General features: G+C 67.7%; 30 protein-coding genes and 1 rRNA gene. 25 read left to right on the plus strand and 6 right to left on the minus strand.

Translation table 11 applies throughout. The features are described from left to right. The first annotated feature begins 82 nt into the window (after positions 1–82). From sufC to ACYQ0J_RS09810, 15 genes are all read left to right on the plus strand, one after another. Positions 83–835, plus strand: coding sequence for a Fe-S cluster assembly ATPase SufC (sufC, locus tag ACYQ0J_RS09740; RefSeq protein WP_460171954.1), 753 nt, complete (start codon positions 83–85; stop codon positions 833–835). Further along, positions 832–2,238 (plus strand): Fe-S cluster assembly protein SufB, encoded by a 1,407-nt coding sequence (gene sufB / locus ACYQ0J_RS09745; RefSeq protein WP_460171955.1) that lies wholly within the window; start codon positions 832–834, stop codon positions 2,236–2,238. Before sufC ends, sufB begins: the two co-directional genes overlap by 4 nt. 33 nt (positions 2,239–2,271) lie before the next feature. Next, complete coding sequence (gene sufD, locus ACYQ0J_RS09750; RefSeq protein ID WP_460171956.1) at positions 2,272–3,567, plus strand: Fe-S cluster assembly protein SufD; 1,296 nt, start codon at positions 2,272–2,274, stop codon at positions 3,565–3,567. A gap of 1 nt (position 3,568) precedes the next feature. Beyond that, positions 3,569–3,871 carry a Rieske (2Fe-2S) protein gene (locus tag ACYQ0J_RS09755; RefSeq protein ID WP_460171957.1) on the plus strand — a complete coding sequence of 101 codons (303 nt, stop codon included), beginning with the start codon at positions 3,569–3,571 and terminating at the stop codon, positions 3,869–3,871. Positions 3,872–4,010: 139 nt separating this feature from the next. Next, complete coding sequence (locus ACYQ0J_RS09760) at positions 4,011–4,211, plus strand: CopZ family metallochaperone (protein ID WP_460171958.1); 201 nt, start codon at positions 4,011–4,013, stop codon at positions 4,209–4,211. A gap of 6 nt (positions 4,212–4,217) precedes the next feature. Beyond that, on the plus strand, positions 4,218–4,502 hold the full coding sequence (locus ACYQ0J_RS09765; protein ID WP_460171959.1) for a metal-sensitive transcriptional regulator: 285 nt from the start codon (positions 4,218–4,220) through the stop codon (positions 4,500–4,502). 10 nt (positions 4,503–4,512) lie between these two features. Further along, positions 4,513–5,013, plus strand: a complete 501-nt coding sequence (locus ACYQ0J_RS09770) for a DUF305 domain-containing protein (RefSeq protein ID WP_460171960.1) — start codon at positions 4,513–4,515, stop codon at positions 5,011–5,013. After that, a complete protein-coding gene (locus ACYQ0J_RS09775; protein ID WP_460171961.1) occupies positions 4,998–7,376 on the plus strand; it encodes a heavy metal translocating P-type ATPase in 2,379 nt (792 codons plus the stop codon). Before ACYQ0J_RS09770 ends, ACYQ0J_RS09775 begins: the two co-directional genes overlap by 16 nt. Positions 7,377–7,413: 37 nt before the next feature. Next, on the plus strand, positions 7,414–7,626 hold the full coding sequence (locus tag ACYQ0J_RS09780) for an SHOCT domain-containing protein (protein ID WP_460171962.1): 213 nt from the start codon (positions 7,414–7,416) through the stop codon (positions 7,624–7,626). Further along, on the plus strand, positions 7,623–8,288 hold the full coding sequence (locus tag ACYQ0J_RS09785) for a response regulator (RefSeq protein WP_460171963.1): 666 nt from the start codon (positions 7,623–7,625) through the stop codon (positions 8,286–8,288). Before ACYQ0J_RS09780 ends, ACYQ0J_RS09785 begins: the two co-directional genes overlap by 4 nt. 2 nt (positions 8,289–8,290) lie before the next feature. After that, a complete protein-coding gene (locus tag ACYQ0J_RS09790) occupies positions 8,291–9,412 on the plus strand; it encodes a sensor histidine kinase (RefSeq protein WP_460171964.1) in 1,122 nt (373 codons plus the stop codon). Positions 9,413–9,422: 10 nt separating this feature from the next. Beyond that, entirely contained in the window at positions 9,423–9,938 is a 516-nt protein-coding gene (locus ACYQ0J_RS09795) for a CueP family metal-binding protein (RefSeq protein WP_460171965.1), read from the plus strand. A gap of 10 nt (positions 9,939–9,948) precedes the next feature. Next, a complete protein-coding gene (locus tag ACYQ0J_RS09800) occupies positions 9,949–10,701 on the plus strand; it encodes a WD40/YVTN/BNR-like repeat-containing protein (RefSeq protein ID WP_460171966.1) in 753 nt (250 codons plus the stop codon). After that, positions 10,698–11,513, plus strand: a complete 816-nt coding sequence (locus tag ACYQ0J_RS09805; protein ID WP_460171967.1) for an urease accessory protein UreH domain-containing protein — start codon at positions 10,698–10,700, stop codon at positions 11,511–11,513. The genes ACYQ0J_RS09800 and ACYQ0J_RS09805 overlap by 4 nt, the downstream gene beginning before the upstream one ends. 8 nt (positions 11,514–11,521) lie before the next feature. Then, entirely contained in the window at positions 11,522–12,052 is a 531-nt protein-coding gene (locus tag ACYQ0J_RS09810) for a TlpA family protein disulfide reductase (RefSeq protein ID WP_460171968.1), read from the plus strand. Here ACYQ0J_RS09810 and ACYQ0J_RS09815 read toward each other — a convergent pair. Next, positions 12,006–12,665, minus strand: a complete 660-nt coding sequence (locus ACYQ0J_RS09815; RefSeq protein ID WP_460171969.1) for a class I SAM-dependent methyltransferase — start codon at positions 12,663–12,665, stop codon at positions 12,006–12,008. The two genes, ACYQ0J_RS09810 and ACYQ0J_RS09815, sit on opposite strands and share 47 nt — an antisense overlap. A 77-nt stretch (positions 12,666–12,742) precedes the next feature. Here ACYQ0J_RS09815 and ACYQ0J_RS09820 point away from each other — a divergent pair, with 77 nt between their 5' ends. The 9 genes from ACYQ0J_RS09820 to ACYQ0J_RS09860 all read left to right on the plus strand — a co-directional run bounded on the left by ACYQ0J_RS09820 (position 12,743) and on the right by ACYQ0J_RS09860 (position 20,215). Next, positions 12,743–12,982, plus strand: coding sequence for an SHOCT domain-containing protein (locus ACYQ0J_RS09820; RefSeq protein WP_460171970.1), 240 nt, complete (start codon positions 12,743–12,745; stop codon positions 12,980–12,982). Further along, on the plus strand, positions 12,979–13,629 hold the full coding sequence (locus tag ACYQ0J_RS09825) for a peptidase M4 (RefSeq protein ID WP_460171971.1): 651 nt from the start codon (positions 12,979–12,981) through the stop codon (positions 13,627–13,629). Before ACYQ0J_RS09820 ends, ACYQ0J_RS09825 begins: the two co-directional genes overlap by 4 nt. Positions 13,630–13,769: 140 nt before the next feature. Then, positions 13,770–14,159 carry a DUF302 domain-containing protein gene (locus ACYQ0J_RS09830; RefSeq protein WP_054392110.1) on the plus strand — a complete coding sequence of 130 codons (390 nt, stop codon included), beginning with the start codon at positions 13,770–13,772 and terminating at the stop codon, positions 14,157–14,159. A 57-nt stretch (positions 14,160–14,216) separates the two neighbouring features. Further along, a complete protein-coding gene (locus ACYQ0J_RS09835; RefSeq protein ID WP_460171972.1) occupies positions 14,217–15,620 on the plus strand; it encodes a multicopper oxidase family protein in 1,404 nt (467 codons plus the stop codon). After that, a complete protein-coding gene (locus tag ACYQ0J_RS09840; protein WP_460171973.1) occupies positions 15,620–17,647 on the plus strand; it encodes a heavy metal translocating P-type ATPase in 2,028 nt (675 codons plus the stop codon). Before ACYQ0J_RS09835 ends, ACYQ0J_RS09840 begins: the two co-directional genes overlap by 1 nt. 15 nt (positions 17,648–17,662) lie before the next feature. Next, a complete protein-coding gene (locus tag ACYQ0J_RS09845; RefSeq protein ID WP_460171974.1) occupies positions 17,663–18,877 on the plus strand; it encodes an aminotransferase class V-fold PLP-dependent enzyme in 1,215 nt (404 codons plus the stop codon). 11 nt (positions 18,878–18,888) lie between these two features. Next, a complete protein-coding gene (gene sufU, locus ACYQ0J_RS09850) occupies positions 18,889–19,305 on the plus strand; it encodes a Fe-S cluster assembly sulfur transfer protein SufU (protein ID WP_460171975.1) in 417 nt (138 codons plus the stop codon). Next, entirely contained in the window at positions 19,302–19,508 is a 207-nt protein-coding gene (locus tag ACYQ0J_RS09855) for a hypothetical protein (protein WP_460171976.1), read from the plus strand. The genes sufU and ACYQ0J_RS09855 overlap by 4 nt, the downstream gene beginning before the upstream one ends. Then, the gene (locus ACYQ0J_RS09860) at positions 19,505–20,215 is read left to right on the plus strand and encodes an alpha/beta fold hydrolase (RefSeq protein ID WP_460171977.1); all 711 of its coding nucleotides are present in this window, start codon (positions 19,505–19,507) and stop codon (positions 20,213–20,215) included. Before ACYQ0J_RS09855 ends, ACYQ0J_RS09860 begins: the two co-directional genes overlap by 4 nt. Before the next feature lie 8 nt (positions 20,216–20,223). Here the strand turns inward: ACYQ0J_RS09860 and ACYQ0J_RS09865 are convergent, their stop codons facing one another. From ACYQ0J_RS09865 to pyrF, 4 genes are read right to left on the minus strand one after another with little or no spacing between them, the layout of a single operon-like run. Continuing rightward, complete coding sequence (locus tag ACYQ0J_RS09865; RefSeq protein ID WP_460171978.1) at positions 20,224–21,192, minus strand: NAD(P)H-dependent glycerol-3-phosphate dehydrogenase; 969 nt, start codon at positions 21,190–21,192, stop codon at positions 20,224–20,226. Further along, entirely contained in the window at positions 21,189–22,193 is a 1,005-nt protein-coding gene (locus ACYQ0J_RS09870) for a hypothetical protein (protein ID WP_460171979.1), read from the minus strand. The genes ACYQ0J_RS09865 and ACYQ0J_RS09870 overlap by 4 nt, the downstream gene beginning before the upstream one ends. A 5-nt stretch (positions 22,194–22,198) precedes the next feature. Continuing rightward, on the minus strand, positions 22,199–22,750 hold the full coding sequence (gene pyrE / locus ACYQ0J_RS09875; protein WP_460171980.1) for an orotate phosphoribosyltransferase: 552 nt from the start codon (positions 22,748–22,750) through the stop codon (positions 22,199–22,201). A 5-nt stretch (positions 22,751–22,755) separates the two neighbouring features. After that, the gene (pyrF, locus tag ACYQ0J_RS09880; RefSeq protein ID WP_460171981.1) at positions 22,756–23,526 is read right to left on the minus strand and encodes an orotidine-5'-phosphate decarboxylase; all 771 of its coding nucleotides are present in this window, start codon (positions 23,524–23,526) and stop codon (positions 22,756–22,758) included. Between the two features lie 72 nt (positions 23,527–23,598). Here pyrF and ACYQ0J_RS09885 point away from each other — a divergent pair, with 72 nt between their 5' ends. Then, positions 23,599–24,804: a S8 family peptidase gene (locus ACYQ0J_RS09885; protein ID WP_460171982.1), complete on the plus strand. Its 1,206-nt coding sequence runs from the start codon at positions 23,599–23,601 to the stop codon at positions 24,802–24,804. A 194-nt stretch (positions 24,805–24,998) separates the two neighbouring features. Here the strand turns inward: ACYQ0J_RS09885 and ACYQ0J_RS09890 are convergent. After that, positions 24,999–25,223 (minus strand): 16S ribosomal RNA (locus ACYQ0J_RS09890); the annotation flags it as partial.

Here is a 25,223-nt window from a genome sequence, read left to right on the forward strand (position 1 = left end):
ATACTTTAGGAGGGGAAGGGGCTATACTCTTACTGCGAACGGGTCGCAGTAAGGCCCCGACCCGGCATCAGGAGGCACGTGCATGAACCAGCTTGAAATCCGCGACCTCTGGGCTTCCATCGACGGAGAGACCATCCTCAAGGGCGTCAACCTGGTGGTCCCCAAGGGCCAGGTCCACGCCCTCATGGGCCCCAACGGGGCCGGCAAGAGCACCCTGGGCAAGATCCTGGCCGGGGACCCCGAGTACACCGTGGAGAAAGGGGACATCCTCCTGGACGGGGAAAGCATCCTGGAGCTTTCCCCGGACGAGCGGGCGAGGAAGGGCCTCTTCCTGGCCTTCCAGTACCCCGTGGAGGTGCCCGGGGTCACCATCGCCAACTTCCTGCGCCTGGCCCTGCAGGCCAGGCTGGGCCGGGAGGTGGGGGTGGCGGAGTTCTGGGCCAAGGTGAAGCGGGCCCTGGAGCTTTTGGACTGGGACGAGGGCTACCTCTCCCGCTACCTCAACGAGGGCTTTTCCGGCGGGGAGAAGAAGCGGAACGAGATCCTCCAGCTTTTGGTCTTAGAACCCACCTACGCGGTCCTGGACGAGACCGACTCCGGCCTGGACATCGACGCCCTCAAGGTGGTGGCCCGGGGGGTGAACGCCATGCGTGGCCCAAGCTTTGGCGCCCTGGTCATCACCCACTACCAGCGCCTCCTCAACCACATCGTTCCCGACCGGGTGCACGTGATGATGGACGGGAGGGTGGTGGCCGAGGGCGGTCCCGAGCTGGCCTTGGAGCTGGAGGCCCGGGGCTACGAGTGGCTCCGGGAACAGGTGAAGGAGGGGGCATGAGCGAGGCGGACCTGAAGACCCTGGGCGAGGAGTACAAGTACCACTTCGTGGACGAGGTCAAGCCGGTCTACGTGGCCGAGCGGGGCCTCACCCGGAGGGTAATTGAGGCCATCAGCTACCACAAGGGCGAGCCCGAGTGGATGCTGAAGTTCCGCCTGCGGGCCCTAGAGATTTTCCAGAAGAAGCCCATGCCCACCTGGGGCCCCGACCTCTCGGGCCTGGACCTGGAAAACCTGGTCTACTACGTTAAGCCCGCAGAAACCCGGGACGCCAAGAGCTGGGAGGAGATCCCGGAGGAAATCCGCCGGACCTACGAGCGCCTGGGCATCCCCGAGGCGGAGCGCAAGGTGCTCGCGGGGGTGGGGGCCCAGTACGACTCGGAGATGGTCTACCACCGGGTCCGGGAGGAGCTGGAGCGGCAGGGGGTCATCTTCGTGGCCATCGAGGAGGGGATGAAGAAGTACGAGGATCTCTTCCGGGAGTACTTCGCCAAGGTGGTGCCCCCCGAGGACAACAAGTTCGCCGCCTTGAACTCCGCCGCCTGGTCCGGGGGATCTTTCGTCTACATCCCCCCGGGGGTGAAGGTGGAGCTTCCCCTGCAGGCCTACTTCCGGGTGAACACCCCCGAGTTCGGCCAGTTTGAGCGCACCCTCATCATCGTGGACGAGGGGGCCGAGGTCCACTACATCGAGGGGTGCACCGCCCCCATGTACTCCACGGAAAGCCTCCACACGGGCGTGATTGAGATCGTGGTGAAGCGGGGAGCAAGGAGCCGCTACACCACCATCCAGAACTGGTCCACCAACATGTACAACCTGGTGACCCAGAGGGCCCTGGTCTACGGGGATGCCTTCCACGAGTGGCTGGACGGCAACCTGGGCTCCAAGGTCACCATGAAGTACCCCTCCAGCTACCTCCTGGAGCCCGGGGCCCGCACGGAGATCCTCTCCATCGCCTTCGCCAAGACCGGGCAGCACCAGGACACCGGGGCCAAGATCGTCCTGGGGGCCCCCCACACCTCCGGGACCATCGTCTCCAAGAGCATATCCAAGGGGGAAGGGCGGGCCAGCTACCGGGGCCTGGTGAAGGTCTTGGACGGGGCCCGGCACGCCAGGGCCAACGTGGAGTGCGATGCCCTCCTCATCGACCCGGAAAGCCGCACGGACACCTACCCCTACATCGAGATTGAAGAGGACACCGCCCACGTGGGCCACGAGGCCACCGTCTCCAAGATCAACGACGAGCAGATCTTCTACCTTCAGACCCGGGGCCTGAAGGAGGACGAGGCCGCGGCCCTCATCGTGCGGGGCTTCATCGAGCCCATCGCCAAGGAGCTGCCCCTGGAGTACGCGGTGGAGCTGAACCGGCTCATTGAGCTGGAGATGGAAGGCTCCGTGGGCTAAGGGAATCCCCATCTTCCCATGCAAGGAGACGCGATGCCGGTACTGGACAAGACGCAGGTGGAGGCCATCTCCCAGGCCCTGGGCGAGCCCGCCTGGGTGCGGGCGCAAAGGCTCAAGGCCCTGGAGGCCTTCGCCCGCCTTCCCTACCCCAGCAAGAAGGACGAGAACTGGCGCTACACCGACCTTTCCGAGGCTCCCCTGGAAGCGGAGGTGGAAGCCCCCAAGGGGCTCAGGCTCTCCCGGGACGAGCTCCCCGAACCCGTGCGGCGCCGCCTGGAGAGGACCGACGTCTCCGGCTTCCTGGTCTTCGTGGGGCCGGACCTGGTCTACAGGGAGGTGCCGGAGGAGCTGGCGCAAAAGGGGTTGGTCTTCACCTCCCTGGCCGAGGCCCTGAGGACCCACCCCGAGAAGGCGGAGGCCGCCCTCTTCCAAGCGGTCCACACCGAGGACAAGTTCGCCGCAAAGAACAGCGCCCTCTTCACCCACGGGGCCTTCCTCTACGTGCCCGCAGGGCTAGAGGTGGAGAAGCCCCTCGGGGTCTTCAAGGTGCTCGTGGAGGGGGGCAGGGCCTCGGCGGGGCGGAGCCTCCTCTTCCTGGAGGACAACGCCAAGGCCGCCTACATCGAGGAGTACCTCTCCTTGGACCTCCCCCCCACCCTCCACCTCTCCGCCACGGAGATGGTCCTGAGGCCTGGGGCCAGGCTCCGCCACGCCCACGTCCAGACCTTCGGGGAGGGGGTGTGGCATTTCCACCGCCAGCGGGCCCTCCTGGAGCGGGACGCCACCCTCAACGACCTGGTGGTGAACCTGGGGGGCACCTACGCCCGGAGCGAGGTGGCCTCGGAACTTCTGGGCCCGGGGGCGGAAAGCGAGATGCTGGGCCTATACTTCGGCCACGGGAGGCAGCACTTCGACCACTACACCCTGCAGCACCACGTGGAGCACCACACCCGAAGCGACCTCCTCTATAAGGGCGCGGTGAAGGACGAGGCCCGGGCGGTCTTCTCCGGCCTCATCAAGCTGGAACGGGGGGCGCAGAAGACCGACGCCTACCAGGCCAACCGCAACCTCATCCTCTCCCCCACCGCCCGGGTGGACTCCATCCCCCAGCTGGAGATCGGGGCCAACGACGTGCGCTGCACCCACGGTTCCACCACCGCCCCCGTGGACGAGATGCAGCTCTTCTACCTCCAGTCCCGGGGCCTTCCCCGCACCCTGGCCCAGGAACTCCTGGTCAAGGCCCATCTGGCCGACGTCCTCACCCGCATCCCCTTGAAGGCCCTAAGGGCCCACATCGAGGCGGTCATCGAGGAGAAGGTGCGCATCTAGCATGTGGACCCCCGTGGCTAAGCTTGGTGAGTTCCAAGGAGGCCGCCTGGTGGTGCGGCGGCCCGAGCACAGGAAGCCCATCCTCCTCCTCTACACGGGGGAGGAGGTCTTCGCCCTGGAGGACGTGTGCACCCACGACGACGGGCCCCTGCACGAGGGGGAGGTGGAGGACGGGAAGATCGTCTGCCCCCGGCACGGGGCCCGCTTTGACCTGAGGACGGGAAGGCAGACCCTGCCCGCCCCCAAGCCGGTCAAGGTCTTCCCCGCCCGGCTGGAGGGGGATACGGTTCTCCTGGATCTCTAGGGCCCCCACTCTGTGGCCGGTGGGCCCGCCTTTTGGGGGGCGGGCCCACTTCCGCTTTGAGGTTTTTGTCCTTGACGGAAGGAGGGGGAAGGGATAGGGTGAAGATACCCACCCCACCTGGGGTGGGGGGAGGTTAGGGATGCTGAAGCTAAAGGTGGAAGGGATGACCTGCAACCACTGCGTGATGGCCGTGAAGAAAGCCCTCTTGCGGGTGCCCGGGGTGGAGAAGGCGGAGGTGAGCCTGGAGCGGGGCGAGGCCTGGGTGGAGGGGAAGGCGGACCCAAAGGCCCTCATCCACGCGGTGGAGGAGGAGGGTTACCGGGCGGCCCTGGCTGGCTAAAACCCCATGCCCCGCGCCCACTTGCACCTGGACCCCAAGGTGAGGGAAGAGGCGAGAAAGCGCCTTCTCTCCGCCAAGGGCCACCTGGAGGGCATCCTCCGCATGCTGGAAGATCCCCACGCCTACTGCGTGGACGTCCTCAAGCAGCTCAAGGCGGTGGAGGGGGCCCTGGACCGGGTGGGGGAGATGGTCCTGAGGGCCCACCTCAAGGACCACGTGGCCACCGCCCACGAGCGGGGGGACGTGGAGGAGATCGTGGAGGAGCTCATGGAAGCCCTCAAGTACCGCTAGGAGGTCAAGCGTGCGCTACCTGACCCTGGTTCTCCTTTGGCTCGTACCCGTTTTCGCCCAACACGCCCACCACGCCCCTACGGGTTCCGGGGAGAGGGCCTTTCTCTCCGCCATGATCGCCCACCACGAAGGGGCTTTGGCCATGGCCCGCCTCGTTCTGGAGAAGGGCAAGGACCGGGAGGTCCGGGCCTGGGCCGAGGCCATCCTCAAGGACCAAGAACGGGAGATCGCCCTCATGCGGAGCTGGTTGGTGGGCTTGGGCGGGCTGGACCAAGCCGCCTACGCCGCCATGGAGAAGGAGATGGCGGCCATGCTCCAGGAGCTCAAGGCCGCCCAGGAGCCTGACCGGGCCTTCGTGGCCCTCATGCTCCTGCACCACAAGGGGGCGGTGGAGATGGCCCTGGAAGCCCTCTCCACCGCCAAGGACCGCCGCGTCTTGGACCTGGCCCGGGACATCGTCCTGGCCCAGGCCCGGGAGATGCACGCCTTCAGGCTATGGCTCTTGAAGTGAAGGTGGGGGTCCGCGGGATGACCTGCGCCGCCTGCGTGGCGCGGGTGGAAAGGGCCCTCAAGCGCGCCAGCGGGGTGGAGGAGGCCCGGGTCAACCTCACCACCGAGGAGGCCTTCTTGCGCCTGCAGGAGGGCGTGGACCTGCGGGAAATCCTAAAGCGGGTGGAGGAGGCCGGGTACGAGCCCGTGGTGGCCCGGGCCGAGATCCCCGTGAAGGGCATGACCTGCGCCGCCTGCGTGGCGCGGGTGGAAAAGGCCCTGGCCAAGCTTCCCGGGGTACTTGCGGTGCGCGTGAACCTGGCCACGGAGAAGGCCTTCGTGGAGTACCTGCCGGACACGGTGAGCCTGCCCCGCCTGCACCAGGCCATCCGGGAGGCGGGGTACGAGCCCTTGACGGTGGAGGAGGAAAGGGCCCAGCCCGTGCCCACCTACCGGAAAGACCTCCTCCTCGCCCTGCCCTTCGCCTTCCTTACCTTTCTCCTCGCCATGGGGCCCATGCTCCTCCCCCTCCCCCACTTCCCCGGCTGGCTGGAGGCCGCCGCCGCCTTGCCCGTGCTCTATGCGGGAAGGCGCTTCTTCCGGCAAGCCCTCGCCGAGGCCAGGCACCTCGCCTTCGGCATGAGCACCCTGGTGGCCCTGGGGGCGGGCAGCGCCTACCTCTACTCCTTTCTGGTCCTCCTCTTTCCCGGGCTCTTCCCCGAGGAGGCCCGCCACCTCTACCTGGAAGCGGGGGCGGTGATCCTGGCCCTCATCCTCCTCGGCAAGCACCTGGAGGAAGGGGCCAAGGGCAAGGCCTCGGAGGCTATAAGGAAGCTGCTGGCGCTAAGGCCCAAGACCGCGCGGGTGGTGGCGGGGGGGGAGGAAAAGGAAATCCCTGCCCTGGCCCTCATCTCTGGGGACCTGGTAAGGGTCCTCCCGGGGGAACGCATCCCCGCGGACGGGGTGGTGGTGGAGGGCCGAAGCCACGTGGACGAGTCCATGCTCACCGGGGAGCCCATCCCCAAGGCCAAGGGGCCGGGGGAGGAAGTGGTGGGGGGCACGGTGAACGGGGAAGGGGCCTTGTTGGTCCGGGTCAGCCGGGTGGGTGAGGCCACGGTGCTGGCCCAGATGGCCCGGCTGGTGGAGGAGGCCCAAGGCCACAAACCCAAGGTGCAGGAGCTCGCCGACCGCATCGCAAGCGTCTTCGTGCCGGTGGTCCTGGGAATCGCCCTCCTCACCTTCCTCCTCTGGCTCCTCTTAGGCCCCGGCCTTTCCCACGCCTTCGTGGCCACCCTCTCCGTGCTCCTCATCGCCTGCCCTTGCGCCATGGGCCTCGCCACCCCGGCGGCCATCGCCGTGGCCACGGGACGGGCCGCGCAGATGGGCCTCCTCTTCCGCAAGGGGACGGCCCTCGAGGCCCTGGCCCGCGCGGACACTATCGTCTTGGACAAGACGGGAACCCTCACCCTGGGCAGGCCCTCCCTCACCGAGGTCCTGGCCTTCGGCCTGGAGGAAGAGGAGGCCCTGCGGCTTGCCGCCGCCCTGGAAAGGGGAAGCGAGCATCCCATCGCCAAGGCCATCCTGGAGGCGGCGAAGGGGCTTTCCCTCCCCGAGGCCGAGGCGGTGCGGGCCCTCCCCGGAGAGGGGGTGGAAGGGGTGGTGGGAGGAAGGAGGCTTTTCCTGGGGAGCCAGGCCCTCATGGCGAGGCTGGGCCTAACGCTACCCCAGGAGGCCCTGGCCCTCCCCGAAAAGGGGCACACCCCCCTCTACCTGGCGGAGGAGGGACGGTTCCTCGCCGCCTTCGGCGTCTTTGACCCCCCCAAGCCCGAGGCCCAGGCGGTGGTGGGAGCCCTGAGGGGCATGGGGCTCAGGCCCGTCCTCCTCACCGGGGACCACCCCGTTCCCGCCCGGCGGGTGGCGGAAGCCCTGGGGATGGGCGAAGTCCTGGCCGGGGTGCCCCCTGAGGGCAAGGTGGAGGCCATCCGGCGCCTACAGGCGGAGGGGCGCCGGGTCATCTTCGTGGGGGACGGCATTAACGACGCCGCCGCCCTGGCCCAGGCGGACGCGGGCATCGCCCTGGCCACGGGCACGGACATCGCCCTCGAGGCCGGGGACGTGATCCTCCTCTCCCCGAGCCTCTGGGGTTTGGCCAATGCCGTCCTCCTCTCGCGGCGGGCCTTGCGCACCATCTACCTCAACTTCTTCTGGGCCTATGCCTACAACGTTCTCCTCATCCCCGTGGCCGCCGGGGCCCTCTATCCCTTCACCGGCCTCCTCCTAAACCCCATCCTGGCGGCAGGGGCCATGAGCCTTAGTAGCCTCTTTGTCCTCACCAACTCCCTCAGGCTGAGGGGCTTCCAACCGCGGGGCTTTACCGTGGCTTAACCGGACGGGGCTAGGCTGAAACCGGGAGGTGAAGGATATGTGGTGGTGCGGAAGCGGCTGGTACCTGGGTTGGTGGGGGCCAATCCTTGGCCTCCTCTGGTTCGTGCTTCTGGGCCTTTTCGTCTACTGGCTGGTCCGTGCCCTCGCCCCGGAGAGGCGGGACCGGGCCCTGGAGGTCCTAAGGGAGCGGTACGCCCGGGGGGAGATAGACCGGGACACCTTTGAGCGCCTGAAGCGCGACCTCGCATGAAGGTCCTTCTGGTGGACGACGACCCGGCCCTCCTGGAAGTCCTGGGGGCTTACCTCCGGGGGGCCGGGTTTGAAGTCCTGGAGGCGGAAAACGGCGAAAAGGCCCTGGAGCTCTTCCCCCGGGCCGACCTGGTCATCCTGGACCTCATGCTACCGAGACTGGACGGATTCCACGTTTTGGCGGAAATCCGCCGGGAACGGCCGGAGCTTCCCGTGCTCATGCTGACCGCAAGAGGAGAGGAGGAGGAGCGGGTCCAGGGCTTGGAGCTAGGGGCCGACGACTACGTGGTGAAACCCTTCAGTCCCAAGGAGGTGGTGGCCCGGGTCAAGGCCCTCCTCAGGCGGGTGGGGCTTAGGGAAGAGCTCTGTTACGGCCCCCTCCGCCTCCTCCCCCGGGAGCGCCAGGCCTTCCTGGAGGGCCAGCCCCTCTCCCTCTCCCCGCTGGAGTTTGACCTGCTCCTCACCCTGGCCCAGCACCCGGGCATGGTCTTCAGCCGGGAAAGGCTTTTGGAAAAGGTCTGGGGCCCCGACTTTCCCGGGGTGGACCGGGTGGTGGACGTCCACATTGCCGGGCTTAGAAAAAAGCTCGGAGACGACCCGGACCATCCCCGCTTCATAGAGACGGTGCGGGGGGTAGGCTACCGCTTCCGGGAAGGCCCCTGAGCATGCGCCTTTTCCTCAAGCTCTTCTTGAGCCACCTGCTGGTGGCCTTCTTAGCGCTTGTCCTCCTCTTTCTCCTGGCCGAGGCGCTCGCTCCCTCCTTCTACCGGGGGCACGTGGAGCGCATGTACCATGCCCTCTCCATGATGGGGGGCCTGATGATGGGGGAAGCCCTGCGGCGGGACCTGGAGGAGGGGCTTCGCTCCACCCTCACCGCCGCCCTCCTTGCGGCCCTGCCCCTCGCCGCCCTGGGAGCCGCCGTCACCGCCTCCTTCGCCAGCCTCCGGGTTGCCCGCACCGCCCGGCTCCTCATGGAAGGAAGCCGCCGCATGGCCCAAGGAGAGTACCGGGTGCGCCTGCCCGTCTTGGAGCGGGACGAACTCGGGGAGCTTGCCCTTCACTTCAACCGCCTGGCCGAGGCCCTGGAGCAGGTGGAAAAGACCCGGGTGGAGCTCATCGGCACCGTGGCCCACGAGCTCAGGACCCCCCTCTCCGCCCTCCAGGCTTACGCGGAGGCCTTGGCCGACGGCGTCATGGCCCCAGAGCAGGTGGCCCGGAGCATAGAGCGGGAGGTTCGGGCCATGGCCCGCCTGGTCCAGGACCTGGCCCTCGTCTCCCAGGTGGAGGCCAAGGCGGTGGTCCTCCACCCCAAGCCCCTGGACCCCAAGGCCCTCTTGGAAGGGGCGGTGGAGCGCTTCCTCCCCGCCTTCCAGGCCAAGGGGGTCGCCCTCCGGGTGTTTTCCACCCCCACCTTGCCCCTGGTCCTGGCGGACGAGGAGCGGGCTTTGCAGGTTTTCGCCAACCTGCTTTCCAACGCCCTGCGCCACACCCCGGAAGGAGGGGAGGTCCGCCTGAAGGCGGAGGATCGGGGCAAGGAGGTCCTCTTCAGCGTGGAGGATACCGGGCCCGGCATCCCGGAAGCGCACCTCCCCCGCATCTTTGAGCGCTTTTACCGCATCGACCCCTCCCGCAGCCGCAAGGATGGGGGCACGGGCGTGGGCCTCACCATCGCCAAGGGCCTGGTGGAGGCCATGGGGGGGAGAATCTGGGCGGAAAGCGAGCCAGGCCAAGGCAGCGCTTTCCGCTTCACCCTTCCCCTTTACACGGGCTTAACGAAGGGGGAATAGCGTGGGGGCCATGAGGAAGCTCCTCGCCCTTTTCCTGGTGGGTGCGGCCCTAGGCCTGGCCCAGGCCCCCACGCCCGAGGCGCTCAAGGGTGCTAGCCCGGAGGAAGCCCTGGCCCTCGCTAAGCGGTGGAGGGAGGAAGGGCAAAGGGTCGTGAGCTACGTGACCTCCGAGGCCCTCTTCTTTGAGTTTCCCGATGGCCGCAAGGCCCAGGTGGCCCTGAAGGACCGCTTCCTCCTGGCGGTGGCCCCCTACCGCCACCGCACCCACCCCTGCCAGGTCCACTACTTCTCCAGCTGCACGGGGGAACTCCAAGGGGAGGTGTTTGCGGTGCGGGTGCTGGAAGGGGAGAAAGAGGTCCTCAAGGCCCAGGTGCAGACGGGCAGGGACGGCTTCTTTGAGCTTTGGCTCCCGCGAAACCGCCGCTACACCCTCGAGGTCCGCCAGGGGGACTGGGTGGCCCAAGCCCCCATGGCCACCTTCCGGGATAGCCCCACCTGCCTCACGGGGCTCAGGCTTTCCCGATAGGAGGTGGGGGATGCGGCGCCTTGTAGGCCTTTTCCTCCTAAGCCTTGGGGCCTTGGCCCAAACCCCGGTGGGCCAGGTGGCCACCCGGGACGTCCACGCCCTCCTCTGGCTTCCCGACGGCTCGCTCCTCTTCGGCCACCACGACGGCATCCAGGTCTCTAAGGACGGGGGCAGGACTTGGCAGGACCTGGTGCGAAAAATGGGGTTTGACGCCATGGCCTTAACCCTGGAAGGCACGCGGGTCCTGGCCGCCGGGCACTGGGTCCTGGCCGAAAGCCAAAACGGGGGCAAGACCTGGCGAAACCTCCGCCCCAAGGGGCTTCCCGCCATGGACCTCCACGGCTACGCGGCCTCAGGGGGCTTCCACTTCGCCCTCGAGGCCACCTCCGGCTACTTCCTCAGCCAAGACGGGGGAAAAAGCTTTAGGCCCATCGCCCCTAAAGGGCTTCCCCGAGCGGACATGGCGGCCATGGTCTTCCAGGGGAAGACCCTTTACGTGGCCCCCATGGGCCAGGGCCTCTACCAAAGCCCAGACGGCGGCCAGACCTTCACCCAGGTGCCGACCCCGGAGCGGGAGATCTACGCCCTCGCGGCAGGGGCGGGAACCCTCTACCTCGGAGGGAAGACGGGCCTCTGGCAGAGGACCCCGGTGGGCTGGAAAAGGCTCTGGCAGGGCACGGTCCTGGCCCTCGCCGCCCACCCCCAGGAGGCGGGAAGACTCGTCTTCATAGACGGCCAGGGACGGGTCTGGAAAAGCCCATGAGGGCGCGGTCCCTTCTTCCCTGGCTGGCCCTGGCCGGGCTTTGGGCCCTTCTCTTGGCGCTAGGCCCGTGGCTCACCCAGGTGGTGGGGGTCCTCTACGGCCTTGCCTCCAAGCCCTTTGCCCTTTTGGCCGGGCCCTTAGACGGGCTGAGGCGGAACCTGGGGCTACCCGAGGTGGGGGCGCTCTTCCTGGGGCTTCTGGGGGCCCTGGCTCCCTGCCAGCTTTCCACCAACGCCGCAGCCTTGGCCTGGCTTGCCCGGCCCACCCCAGGAGGCTTTTGGAGCCGCTTTGGGGCCTTTCTCCTGGGGAAAGCCCTGGTTTACTCCCTTCTTGGGGCCCTGGCCCTTTTGGGCCTCGCCGCCTCCGGGGGGTTTTTAGCCTGGGTGCGGAAAGCCTTGGGGCCCCTCATGCTCCTTTTGGGCCTCCACCTCCTGGGCCTCCTCCACCTTCCCGCCCCCGGCTGGGGCTTGGCAAGGCTTGGGAGGTGGGCGGAGGACCGAGGTGGCCACCTGGGAGCCTTCGCTTTGGGCGTGGCCTTCGGCCTGGCCTTTTGCCCCACGCTCTTTTGGCTTTTCTTCGGGCTCTTGCTCCCCACCGCCGCCACCAGCGCTCTAGGCCTCCTCTTCCCCACCCTCTTCGCCCTGGGCACGGGGGTCCCGGTCCTTCTTCTCCTCGCCCTTTTCCGGCGGGGGCACGACCGCGGACCAACCCTGAGGGGGCTAAAAAGGCTAGGGAGCTCAAGCGGAAGGCTAGCGGGCTTGGTCTTTCTCCTGGCCGGGCTTTACGACACGGTGGTCTATTGGTTCCTTTAGGAGGTTCCATGCGTTTCGGGATCGTCTTTGCCCTCCTGGCCCTGATGGCTGGGCTCTTTCTTTTCGGGCTACGCCGGGATCCCTCCCTCCTCCCCTCGGTGCTGGCGGAGAAGCAGAAGCCCGCCCCTGAATTTACCTTACCGGTCCTCCTCCCCTACCGGGCGGCTTGGGGAGAGGAGCTTCGGCTTTCCCAGCACTTCGGCCGGCCCATCGTCCTTAACTTCTGGGCCAGCTGGTGCCCGCCCTGCCGCCGGGAGGCCCCCATGCTGGAAGCCTACTGGCAACGGTACCAGGACCAGGTGCTCTTCTTGGGCGTGAACTTCCAGGACACCGAGGAAGCGGCTCTGGCCTTTATCCAGGAGTTCGGCTTGAGTTTTCCCAGCGTGGCCGATCCCAGGGGCCGGGTAGGGATTGACTACGGGGTCTACGGTCTTCCCGAGACTTTCTTTATAGACGCTGAGGGCCGTGTCCTCGCCCGGCACGTGGGGGAGCTTAAGCCAAAGGATCTCGAAGGCTACCTCCGGGCCCTCCTTCCTTGAAGGCAAGTCCCGCCACGTGGGGGGCCACCACGGGGAGGGGCAGGGAAAAGGCCTCCGCCTCTACCCGGGGAAAGCGGGCCTGGACCAGGGAGAGGGTCTCCCGGTTGGGGTGGCACCCATCCCCGAAAAAGGCGAACAAAGGCGTGGCCACCCCCTGGAGGAAGCGCAAAGGGGTCCCTTGGGAAGCGGCCACGTGCTCCAGAAAGAGGTAGGCCCCGCCCGGCCGCAAGACCCGGTGGACCTCCTCCAGGGCCTTTTCGGGGTCCGCCACGGAGCAAAGGAGCAAAGTCCCCACCACCAGGTCCACGCTTCCCCCGGGGAGGGGGATGGCCTCCGCCCGCCCGGAAAGGAGGGTGAGGTCTATCCCCAAGGCCCCCGCCCGGGCCCTGAGCCGGGGGTGGAAGAAGGGGTTGGGCTCGAGGGCCAGGTACCGGACCCCGGGGGGCAGGTAGGCCAGGTTGGTCCCAGGCCCAGGGCCGATCTCCAGAACCTCCCCCGGCCTCACCCGCCCAAGGGCCCCCTGAAAGAGGACCCGCTTCCTCTCCGCCACCAGGGCCTCGTGCTGGGCGGAAAGCCACGGATAGATGCGGGCGAAGAGGCGCTTGCGGACCACCCTACCAGTCTACCCGCCCCGCTTTATAGGAGCTTAACAATACAGGCCTAGGGTATAGGTGGAGGTGCACGATGGGCATGATGGGTTGGGGCGGAATGGGCGGATTCGGAGGCTTCTTTGGGCTTTTCAACATGCTCCTTTTCCTGGGCCTTCTCGTCCTCCTGGCCTACCTGGGCTTTAAGGCCCTGGAAGGGCGGGAAGGCCGAAAGGGCAGGGACGACGCCCTGGAGGCCTTAAGGCTCCGCTACGCCAAGGGAGAGTTAGACGAGGCAACCTTTAGAAAGCTCAAGAAGGAACTGGAAGGAGGGGAAGCATGAAACGGATCGGTTTTTTAGGCCTCGCGGCCCTTCTGCTCTTGGGGCTCGCCCTCACCCAGGGCATGATGGGGGGCTTTGGGCCGGGGATGATGGGCTATGGCCCCCAGTACGGCCCGGGGATGATGGGCTACGGCATGATGGGGGGTCACGGGATGATGGGCATGATGGCGGTTTACCCCCCGGAAGCCCGCCCCATTCCCCAGGCAGAAGCCAAAGCGCGAATGGAGGCTTACGCCAAGCGCATCTACCCGGGGGCACGCCTTAAGGACTTCATGGCCTTCAGCCAAAACTACTACGCCCAGGTGGTGGACGAGAAAGGGCAGGGGCTTTTTGAGCTTATCGCCGACCGCTACACCGGGGTGGTCTCCCCGGAGCCCGGCCCCAACATGATGTGGAACACCCGTTACAGCATGATGGGAGGCCCGGTACAGGCTCCCGTCCGCTTCCCCTTGGAGGAGGCCAAAAAGCTGGCCGAGACCTTCCTAAAAGGCTACCTCCCGGGGGCCCGGGTCCTGGAGGCTGGGGCCTTCCCCGGCTACTACACCTTTGACTTCGGGCGCAAGGAGGTGGAGGGCATGCTTTCCGTGAATGCCTACACGGGGGAGGTCTGGGTCCACACCTGGCATGGCTTCTTCCTGGGAGAGTGACCCCGGTAGGGCCCTTGCCCGGGGCAGCTGCCCCGGGCGGGGCCCAGGGCCTTTCCTATACCCCCCAAAACTTCTCAATACAACTTTCACGAAAGGCCTTTTCTCTCAGGTTCCGCTACCCTTTAGGTAGGGAGGGTACCATGACGGACTTAAGGAAAACCCTGAAGACCAGCCTGGCCGAGGCCCGGGCCCGGTTGGAAACCGCGCTAAGGGAAGAAGGTTTCGGCATCCTCACGGAGATCGACGTGGCCGCCACCCTCAAGGCCCGCCTGGGCCTGGAAAGGCCCCCCTACCTGATCCTGGGAGCCTGCAACCCCAGCCTGGCGGCCAAGGCCCTCGAGGCCGAGCCCGATATCGGCCTCCTCCTCCCCTGCAATGCGGTGCTCAAGGAGGGGCCAGAGGGCGTGGAGGTCCTCTTGCAGGATCCCAGGGAGATGTTCCGGGTCCTTCCTACAGAAACCCAGGAGGCGCTCAAACCCGTAGCCGAGGAGGCGAGAAACCGGCTGGAGAAAGCTTTGGCCAAACTCTAGGGGGTTCTGGAGGGACCTTTATACTTCCTTTACAAACCTCCCCTATCCTCTAAGGGTATGAATACCGACCGCCGAACCCTTATTAAGCTCACGGCAGGCCTCCTCCTCTCCCCCCTGGCCAGGGGGCAGGCCTCCTTTCCCGAGCCCCCGGTTCTCAAAAGCCGGGAAGGGCTCCTGGAGGTGCGGCTGAAGGCCGCCCCCACCCCCGTTACCGTAGCCGGGCGGGAGGCGCGGCTTTGGACCTATGGAGGTAGCTTTCCGGGGCCCACCCTTAGGGTACGCCCTGGGGATACCGTGCGCCTCGAGCTGGAAAACCTCCTCCCCGAGTCCACGAACCTGCACTGGCACGGGCTTCCCATCCCTCCTAAGGTGGACGATGCCCTCCTGGAGATACCCTCCAAGGAAACCTGGCGCTACGAGTTCACCGTGCCCCAGGACCTGGCGGGCACCTTCTGGTACCACCCCCACCTGCACGGGCGGGTGGCCCCCCAGCTCTTCGCCGGACTAGCGGGGGCCATTGTGGTGGAAAGCCCCGTGGACGGGATTCCCGAACTCCGGGAAGCCGAGGAGCACCTTTTGGTCCTCAAGGACCTGGAGCTCGCATCGGGCCGTCCCGCCGCCCATTCCCCCATGGACTGGATCAACGGCAAAGAGGGCAGCCTGGTCCTGGTGAACGGGGCCTCCCGCCCCACCTTGCGGGCCGGCAAGGCCACTTTACGCCTCCGCCTCCTGAACGCCAGCAACGCCCGCTACTACCGGCTCCAGTTGGAAGGGCATCCCCTTTACCTCATCGCCAGCGACGGGGGCTTCCTGGAGGAACCCTATGAGGTCCCCGAACTCCTCCTGGCCCCCGGGGAACGGGCAGAGGTCCTGGTGCGCTTCCAGAAGGAAGGGGCTTTCCGCCTCCTCGCCCTTCCCTACGACCGAGGGGTCCACATGATGGGCGGGATGGAGGACATGGGCCACGGAGGAATGGCCATGGGAACAAGCCAAAGGCCCCAAACCCTCCTCACCCTGGTGGCCCCGCCCCGCCCCAAACCCCTCCCCCTGCCCAAGGCCCTGGCCAAACTGCCCGCCCTCAGCCCCAACCAGGCCAGGGTGACCCGGCGCATCACCTTCACGGAGGACATGATGGCCGGGAAGTTCTTCATCAACGGCCGAACCTTTGATCACCTCAGGGTGGACTTCCAGGGACGGGCGGGGGACCTCGAGGTCTGGGAGGTGGACAACCAAGGGGACATGGACCATCCCTTCCACCTCCACACCCACCCCTTCCAGGTTCTCTCGGTGAACGGCAAGCCCCTTCCTTACCGCGCCCTCAAGGACGTGGTCAACCTGAAGGCCAAGGAGGTGGTGCGCCTTCTGGTTCCCCTTAGGAACCTTCCCGGGAAGACCGTCTTCCACTGCCACATCGTGGAGCACGAGGACCGGGGCATGATGGGGATTCTGGAGGTGAGCTAATGCCTCCCCACCACCATCACCACCACCATCACCACCCTTCCCACACTGCCTCTACTAAGGCTTTGGACCGGCATGCCGGCCATACCCCGGAGATGTTCCGGAATCGCTTCCTGGTCTCGCTTCTCCTCACCCTGCCGATCCTTTACGTCTCCAAGGAGGTGCGGGGCCTCCTCGGCCTTCCCCCCTTGGAGGGAGCCTCCTGGATCCCCCTCCTCCTGGGAACTCTGATCTACCTCTACGGCGGCGGTGTCTTCCTCCAGGGGGCCCTCCGGGAGCTAAGGGGAAGGCGGCCGGGGATGATGACCCTGGTGGCCTTGGGGATCACCGTGGCCTATATCTACAGCCTGGCCGTGGAGCTGGGCCTAAAGGGGAAACCCTTCTGGTGGGAACTGGCCACCTTGGTGGACGTGATGCTCCTGGGCCACTTTCTGGAAATGAAGGCCATCCTGGGGGCAGGGGAGGCCCTAAGGGCCTTGGCCAAGCTGATGCCCCAGACGGCCCACCGGCTCCGGGATGGCCGGATTGAGGACGTGCCCACCGAGGCCCTAAAGGAAGGCGACCTCATCCTCATCCGCCCGGGGGAGCAGGTGCCCGCGGACGGCGTGGTGGTGGAAGGAGCCACCAGCATGAACGAGGCCTTCCTCACCGGGGAGTCCCGGCCCGTGGCCAAAGGGGTGGGGGACGAGGTCCTGGCCGGGGCGTTAAACGGGGAGGGGGCCATCCAGGTCCGGGTGACCCGCACCGGAACCTCCACCACCCTGGGGCAGATCATGCGCCTGGTGGAGGAAGCCCAGGTTTCCCGGAGCCGGTTTCAGGACCTTGGTGAACGAGTCGCGGGGTGGCTCTTCTACGTGGCGGTGCTGGGTGGAAGCTTAACCTTTATTTTTTGGATTGCCAGCGGTGAATCCTTGTCCTTCGCCCTGGAGCGGGCGGTGACCGTGGTGATTATCGCCTGTCCCCACGCTCTGGGCCTGGCCATACCCTTGGTGGTGGTCAACGCCACAGCCATGGCCGCCCAAAGGGGAATCCTCATCCGAAACCGGGAGGCCTTTGAGCGGGCCACGGGCCTCCGGTACGTGGCCCTGGACAAGACCGGCACCCTCACCGAGGGGCAGTTTGAGGTGCGGGCGGTGTATGCGGATGGCCTTGGGGAGCAGGAGGCCCTAACCTTGGCCGCGGCCCTCGAGGCCCTCTCCGAGCACCCCCTGGCCCAGGCCATCCTGGAGGCCGCCAAGGAGCGGGGGCTTCCCCTCCCCTCGGTCCAGGACTTCCGGGCCATCCCCGGGAAAGGGGTGGAGGGCCGGGTGGAACGCCGCCTCTACCGGGTGGGCCGCCCAGAGTGGGCGGGGGAGCTGGGCCTGGAAGTGCCCCCTTCCCTGCGGCAGGGCCTGGAGGAGGCCGAGGCCCGGGGGGAGAGCGTGGTGGCCCTGATGGACGAAAGTCGGGTCCTCGCCTACCTGGCCCTCCGCGACCGCCTCCGCCCCACGGCCAAGCAGGCGATAGACGCCCTGAAGCGCATGGGGATCACCCCGGTGATGCTCACCGGGGACGCGGAGGCCGTGGCCCGAACCGTGGCCCGGGAGCTGGGGATAGAGCGCTACCGCGCCCGGGTGCTACCCCAGGACAAGGCCCGTATCGTGCGGGAACTAAAATCCCAAGGCCCCACCGCCTTTGTAGGGGACGGGATCAACGACGCCCCTGCCCTCTTGGAGGCGGATCTTGGGGTGGCCATCGGAGCGGGGACCAATGTGGCCATTGAATCCGCCGATGTGGTGCTGGTCAAGAGCGATCCCCTGGACGTGGTCCGCCTCCTCCACCTGGCCCGGGCCACCCGGAGGAAGATGCTCCAAAACCTCTTTTGGGCCACGGGGTACAACATCGTGGCCCTGCCCCTGGCCGCGGGCGCGGCCTACCCCTTCTTTGGCCTCCTGCTTCCCCCGGCCCTCGGGGCCCTCTTCATGAGCCTTTCCACGGTGGTGGTAGCCCTCAACGCCCTCCTCTTAAGGCGGGCGCGCCTGGGTACCTAGGGCTAAACTGGAGGCATGGACTTCACCAGCCTAAGGGAAGCCTTCCCCTTGATTGCGGGGCGGCCGGATCTGGTCTACCTGGACTCCGCCGCCACCAGCCAGAAGCCCAAGCGGGTCCTGGAGGCCCTGGACCGCTACTACAAGGAGCTTAATGCCAACGTGCACCGGGGAGCCTACCGGCTTTCCGTGGCGGCCACCGAGGCCTACGAGGAGGCCAGGCGCCGCATGGCCCGCTTCCTTGGCGCCGAGGAAAGGGAGATCGTCTTCGTGCGCAACACCACCGAGGCCATGAACCTGGTGGCCTACGCCTGGGGCTTGAGAAACCTTAAGGAAGGGGACGAGGTCCTGGTCACCGAGATGGAGCACCATGCGGGCCTCGTCCCCTGGCACCTGGTGGCGGGCCTCAAGGGGGCGAAGGTGAAGGCCATCCCCCTCACGGAGGAGGGAAGGCTGGACCTCTCCGCCCTGGACCGCCTCCTCACCGAGAGGACCAAGGTGGTCTCCCTGGTGCACATGTCCAACGTCCTCGGGACCATCAACCCGGTGGCGGAGATCGCCCGAAAAGCCAAGGAGGCGGGGGCCTTGGTGGTGGTGGACGGGGCCCAGTCCGCCCCCCACCTCCCCGTGGACGTGAAGGCCCTGGGGGCGGACTTCTTCGCCCTCTCCGGGCACAAGATGCTGGGCCCCACGGGGGCCGGGGTGCTTTGGGGAAGGTACGAGGTTCTGGAAGGGATGATGCCCTTTTTGGGGGGCGGGGAGATGATCCGGGAGGTCCACGTGGACCGCTCCACCTACGCCCCCCCGCCCCAGCGCTTTGAGGCGGGCACTCCCCCCATCGCCGAGGCCATCGCCCTGGGAGAGGCCGCCTGCTACCTCATGGAGGTGGGGATGGAAAGGGTCTTCGCCCACGACCGGGCCCTCCTGGACTACGCCCTAGAGCGCCTCGAGGAGGTCCCCGGCCTCAAGGTCTACGGGCCTCGAGGCGAGGACCGGGGTGGGGTCATCCCCTTCACCTTAGGCCGCCTCCACCCCCACGACCTGGCCACCTTCCTAGACCAGGAGGGGATCGCCGTGAGGGCGGGCCACCACTGCGCCCAGCCCCTGCACCGGAAGCTCGGCCTCGCGGCCACGGCCCGGGCGAGCTTTTACCTCTACAACACGAAGGAGGAGGTGGACCGCCTCGCGGAAGCCCTCCTCCGGATCCGCGCCAAGTACCGGGACTGGCTATAATGGGAGAATCCATGGGCGTCCTTGACGAGGTTTACCGGGAGATCATCCTCCGGCACTACCAAAGCCCGAGGAACTTCGGCGTCCTGCCCCAGGCCACAAGGCAGGCCGGGGGGATGAACCCCTCTTGCGGGGACCAGGTGGAGGTGATGGTGCTCCTGGAGGGGGACACCATCGCCGACATCCGCTTCCAGGGCCAGGGGTGCGCCATCAGCACGGCGAGCGCCTCCCTCATGACCGAGGCGGTGAAGGGCAAAAGGGTAGAGGAGGCCCTGGAGCTATCCCGCAGGTTCCAGGCCATGGTGGTGGAAGGCGCCCCCCCCGATCCCTCCCTGGGGGACCTCCTCGCCCTCCAGGGGGTGGCCAGGCTTCCCGCCCGGGTGAAGTGCGCCACCCTGGCCTGGCACGCCCTGGAGGAGGCCCTAAGGTGAAGCGCTACCCGGCCCACAAGGTGACGCCCCTCCTGGTGCAATACCCGGACCTTATGGAGGCCTGGAAGGAGGCGGCCCGGGAGGGGCGGATCCAGGCCAAGACCCTGGGGCGGGAGAATGTGGTCCTCGTGGCGGACGCCGCCCTCATCGCCCGCCTCGAGGCCTTGGGCCTCAAGGGCGAGCCCGTAGGGGAGGAAGCATGAGGGGCGTGGTCTTCCTGCACGCCTTCCCCTACAACCCCAGGATGTGGGCCAAGGAGGCCCAGCTCCTGAAAAGCCGCCTTCCCGTCCTCGCCCCCCACTACCTGGGCCTTTCCCTGGGAAAGGCCGCGGAGAAGGTGCTCCAGGAGATGGAGGAAGCGGGCCTGGAGCAAGCCGTCTTCGTGGGGCTTTCCATGGGGGGCTACCTCGCCTTTGAGCTCTTCCGGAAGGCCCCCGAGCGCTTCCTGGGCGCCGTCCTCTCCAGCACCCGCGCGGGGCCCGACAGCGAAGAGGCCAAGAAAAACCGCTACGCCCTAAGGGAAAGGGTCCTGAGGGAGGGGGTGGGCTTCCTGCCCCAGGCCCTCCTGCCAAGCCACCTGGGGAGGACCACCCAGGCCACCCGGCCCGAGGTGGTGGCCCAGGCCCGGGAGCTCATCCTGGAGGCCTCCCCCGAAGCCGTGGCGGAAAGCCTTTTGGCCTTGGCGGAACGCCCCGACTCCACCCCCCTCCTTTCCCGGATGGGGGTGCCCACCCTGGTCCTGGTGGGCGAGGAAGACACCCTCACCCCGCCCGAGGAGGCCAAGGGCATGTGGAAGGCCCTTCCCGATGCCCGCATGCTCATCCTCCCGGAGGCGGGCCACCTGGCTAACCTGGAAAACCCCAAGGCCTTCCGCACGGCGCTTTTAGGCTTCCTCGCGGAGTTCTTCTGACCCGCACTTCACTCCGCCTTGGGCTCCCGGGCCATGAGGCCCTGCAGGGCCCTCAAGGGGTCCAGGCCCCCGTAGGCCACCTGGTAGACCGCCTCGGCGATGGGAAGCTCCTCCCCGCTTTGCCCCTTCCAGGCCATGAGGGCCTGCACCGCGTAAAGCCCCTCCACCACCCCCCGGTCCTCCAACCGCTCCCGGGGCTCTCCCCGCACCAGCCTCTCCCCCGCCCCCCGGTTGCGGGAGTGAAGGCTGTAGGCGGTGGCCAGGAGGTCCCCCAGGCCGGATAGCCCGTAAAAGGTGGCCTCCTCTCCCCCCAAGGCGGTGCCGAAGCGCACCATCTCCCTGAGGCCCCGGGTGAGGAGGGCGGCTTTGGCGTTATCCCCCAGGCGGAGGCCGTCCACCATCCCCGCCGCCAGGGCCAGGACGTTCTTCATTGCCCCCCCGAGCTCCACGCCCCGCAGGTCACGGCTGGTGTAGACCCGAAAGGTGGGGCCAGAAAAGAGTTCCTGGGCCCGCCGGGCAAGGGCGGAGGGCCCCGCGGCCACGCTGGCCGTGGGCAGGAAGCGGGCCACCTCCTCCGCGTGGTTGGGTCCGGAAAGGGCGGCCACCGGGCGTCCCGTGAGGCGGGCGATCACCTGGCTGGGGGTCCAAAGCGACCCTTCCCGGAAGAAAAGGCCCTTGGTGGCCGAGAGGTACCAGGGGGCCAGGGGGAGGGCGGCCAGGGTTTCCTCCAGGGCCTTGGAGGGCAGGGCCACCACCGCGAACTCCACCCCAGAGAGGGCCTCCTCCGCATCGGCGGTGGGGAAGAGGTAGGCGGGGAGGGCAACCCCGGGCAGGTAGTCCTTGTTCTCCCGGTGGGCCCGCAGGGCCTCCGCCTGCTCCTTGCGCCGGGCCCAGAGGGCCGTGGGAATCCCCTTGCTGGCGAGGAGCACGGCCAGGGCCGTGCCCCAAGCCCCCGCGCCCAGAACCGCCACCTTCATAGCAAGAAGCGCACCTCCCAGGCCTCGTACCAGGCGGCGAGAAGGAGGAAGAGGGCCCCCAGGTAGAAGGCGAGGAGGAGGCCGCGGAGCCCCTCCCGGTACCCCTTACCCCCGGCCACACGGGCGAGGAGCACGAGCCCCCCGAAGGTGACGAGGATGTAGGCCTGGAGCTCCAGGAGGAGGGTGGGCAGGTGGGCGAGGAAGGCGCTTCCCAAGAGGGCCGGGGAGAGGGCGAAGCCGAAGACCAAGTAGCGGAGGGCGTTCAAGAGGAGGGCGGGCACGCCGAAGAGGAGGGCAGGGACGAGCCCCGTGAGGAGGAGCCCTTGGCTGAAGTTCCAGTGGAAGATAACCCCGGCGAGGACCAGGACCCCCTTTTCCACCGCCCCCTCGAGGCCCATGGCCTCCAAGGCCCCCCCGAAGAGGACCTGGAGGGCCCGGGCGAGCCCAGGCATGGCGTAGGCGAGGAGGGCCCCCAGGGCGAAGAGGCCGTACAGGAGGAGGTTGGTGAAAAGGTAAAGGCCCCTATAGTCCCGCAGCAGGGCCAAGGCCTGCGAAAGCCAGGCCCGGAAGGGGGAGGGTTGGAGGAGGAGGAAGAGCCAAAACACGGTGAGGAGGAAAAAACCCCATCCGGCCGTGGGGCTTAAGAGGTAAGCGGGAAGGCTAAGCCCCTCGGGGCGGAAGTAGACCCGCCTGGCCTCCTCTCCCTCCAGGAGCACCACCACCTCCCCCACCGTCTCCCCCGCCGCCGCGGGGAAGAAGACCCGGTTTCCCTCCCGCTTTGGGCTTTCCAGGTTCACCGAAAGCCCCCGGGGCGGGGGAGGGAAGAGGGCGTAGCGCTCAAGGAGCCTGGGGGCCTCCTCCGGGGAAGCCCGGAGGACCTCTTCCAGCTTTGGGGAAAGCTCCCCCTTGAGCCAACGGGCCACGGCCTCCCGGGCCACGGCCTCCGGGGCGGCCTGGGCCCAGGCGAGGAGGACCAGGACGAACCCCCAAAGCGCCTTCACCACCCCTAGACCTCCTCCAAGGGCAGGTCCTTCCGGCATAGGGGGCAGGCCTCAGGGGGGTACTGGGGCACCTCCAGCCGAAGGAGGGCCCGGAAGGGCACGCCGAAGGCCGCCTTCCCCCCGCTCCGATCCACGATGGCCCCCACCCCCACCAACACCCCGCCCCGCGCCTCCGCCGCCCGGATGGCCTTGCGGACGCTTTCCCCGGTGGTCAGCACGTCCTCCACTGCCAGGAAGCGGTCCCCCGGGTTCACCGTGAGCCCTTTCCGGATGACCATCCCTCCCTCTCCGTCCTTCTCCGCGAAGAGGGCCCGGGCCCCGAGGGCCCGCGCCACCACGAAGGAAAGGACCACGCCCCCCATGGCCGGGCCGATGACGAAGTCCACCTTCTCTTCCTCAAAGAGCTTGCCCAGGGCCTCCCCCACCGCCTCCGCGTAGAGGGGGTGCTGGAGGAGGGCCGCCGACTGGAGGAAAAGGGGGGAGTGCAGGCCCGACCTGAGGCGGAAGTGCCCCTCGAGGAGAGCCCCCGTCCTCCGGTAAAGCTCCAGGACCTCCATCCCTCCTACTCTACCAAAGCGGCAAGGAAGGCCGCCGCCTTCAAGGCCTCTTCCAGGTGGGGCCTCCCCCCGGGGTAGAAGAGGGTGCGGCTTGCGGCGTTCAAGAACCCCGGCCCCTTCAGGGGCTCCCCGCCTTGTGCCCCCACCCCGGGGAGGAGGAGGGGGGCATGGGGTGCGCACGCCCGCACGGCCCAAACCGCCTTCGGCACCGTGGCCCCCACCACCATCCCCACCCGGCTCCAGGAGCCCTCCCGGTACTCCTCCCCCTCCCGGGCCAGGGCCTCGGCCAGACGGAGGTAAAGGGGCTTCCCCTCCACGCCGAGTTCCTGCAAAAACCCCGCCCCAGGGTTGCTGGTCCGCACCAGGACGAAGAGGGCCCCACCGGTGCGCGAGGCCGCCCGGAAAAAGGGTTGCAAGGCGTCCAGGCCCAGGTAGGGGTTGACGGTGAGGGCGCTCCCCGGGAAGGCCTCCAGGTAGGCCCGGGCATAGGCCTCGGCGGTGGAGCCGATGTCCCCCCGCTTCCCGTCAAAGATCACGGGCAGGCCCATGACCCGGGCCGCGCTCGCCAGCTCCAGCAGGAGCTCCATTCCCCTGGGCCCGAGGGCCTCAAAGAAAGCCAGCTGGAACTTCGCCGCCGCCAGGCGGGGGGCTAGGGCCTCGAGGAGGTCCAGGGTGTAGCGGCGGAGGTGGGCCAAGGGTTCGGGACCGTGGAGCTCGGGCCTGGGGTCCACCCCGAGGACCAAGGGGGGGCGGGAAAGGGCCTCCAGGAAGTCCATGGGGTTCACTATAGGCCTTGACGCCCCGGGTCCCCAAGGGGTAAAGTCCCTGGCGTACCGCAAGGAGGAGCGATGAAAAAACTGGCTCTCGCTTTAGGCCTTCTGGTCCTGGCCGCCTGCCAACAGCAAGCAAGCCTCACCCCGCAGGGCCTCCCCGGAGGGGGGACGTACATTGCGGTCCTCGAGCCCGGCCTTCCCGACCGGGCCCGGGTTGCCGAGAAAATCGCGGCCTTGGAGCGGGCGCACGGGCTTAGCATCGGAGCGGAGGACCGCCTCGAGGCCCTGGGGGCGGTTATCCTGCGGGGCCTCTCCCCCGCCAAGGCGGAGCGCCTGGCCCAGGACCCCCGGGTCTACGCCCTCACCCCCGACCAGGAAGTCCGGGCCTACGGGCAGACCATCCCCTGGGGAGTGGAGCGCATCGGCGCCCCCACCACCACGGCCAAGGGGGCGGGGGTGTCCGTGTACGTGGTGGACACGGGCATCAAGGTGGGGCACGAGGACCTCACCAACCTCAAGGGGGGCTATGCCGTGGTCAAGTGCCGGGGAAGGTGCAAGGCGGCCTATGACGACGACAACGGCCACGGCACCCACGTGGCCGGCACCGTGGCCGCGGTGAACAACGCGGTGGGCGTCTTGGGCGTGGCCCCTGCCGCCGAGCTTTGGGCGGTGAAGGTGCTCTCTGGCTCGGGTTCCGGCTCCATCAGCGGCATCGTCCAGGGCCTCAACTGGGTCATCGCCCACGACAACGGGGGCAAGCCCAAGGTGGTGAACATGAGCTTGGGCGGAAGCGGCGCCGACGACCAGGACGGCCTTTACTGCCCCAGCACCCGCTCCACCAACGCCTTCCACAACGTCATCCAAAAGGCGGTCTGCGACTACCGGATCACCGTGGTGGTGGCGGCGGGGAACGAAGGGGACGACGCCGCCAACCATACCCCCGCTGCCTACGATGAGGTCATCACCGTGAGCGCCACCAATGCGCAGGACGACTGGCCCTCCTGGTCCAACTACGGGCCCGACGTGGACCTCGCCGCCCCCGGGGTCTCCATCCTCTCCACCTGGAACGCGTCCACTTCCAGCTACAACACCATCAGCGGCACCTCCATGGCCACGCCCCACGTGGCCGGGGCCGCGGCCTTGGTGCTCTCCCGCTACCCCACCTACACCCCGGCCCAGGTCAAGCAGGCCCTCCTGCAAAACGCCGAGAGCACGGCGGGCTGGACCAACACCTCGGGCCACCCCCACCCCGAGCCCTTCCTGAACGTGCGCGGGTTCTGACACCACCCCATGCCGGCCTAGGCCGGCATGGGGGCCCCCGGGGGTTTTCCGGAGCCAAAAACTAGGGGAAAAGGGCATAAGGCCCCGCCGAGGCCTCGGCGGGGCCAAAAAGCCAACCCCCCCCTGATGGGGGGGTGGTCGCCGGCTTAAGCGGGGCACCTTGAAAGCGCGGGAACGGGCTTTTAGCTCCTTAGAAAGGAGGTGATCCAGCCGCACCTTCCGGTACAGCTACCTTGTTACGACTTCGCCCCAGTCACGAGCCCTACCCTCGGCGCCTGCCCAAAGGCTCCCGGCGACTTCGGGTAGAACCCGCTCCCATGGCGTGACGGGCGGTGTGTACAAGGCCCGGGAACGTATTCACCGCGGCATGGCTGATCCGCGATTACTAGCGATTCCGGCTTCATGGGGTCGGGTTGCAG

Source organism: Thermus sp. FJN-A (assembly GCF_054655095.1).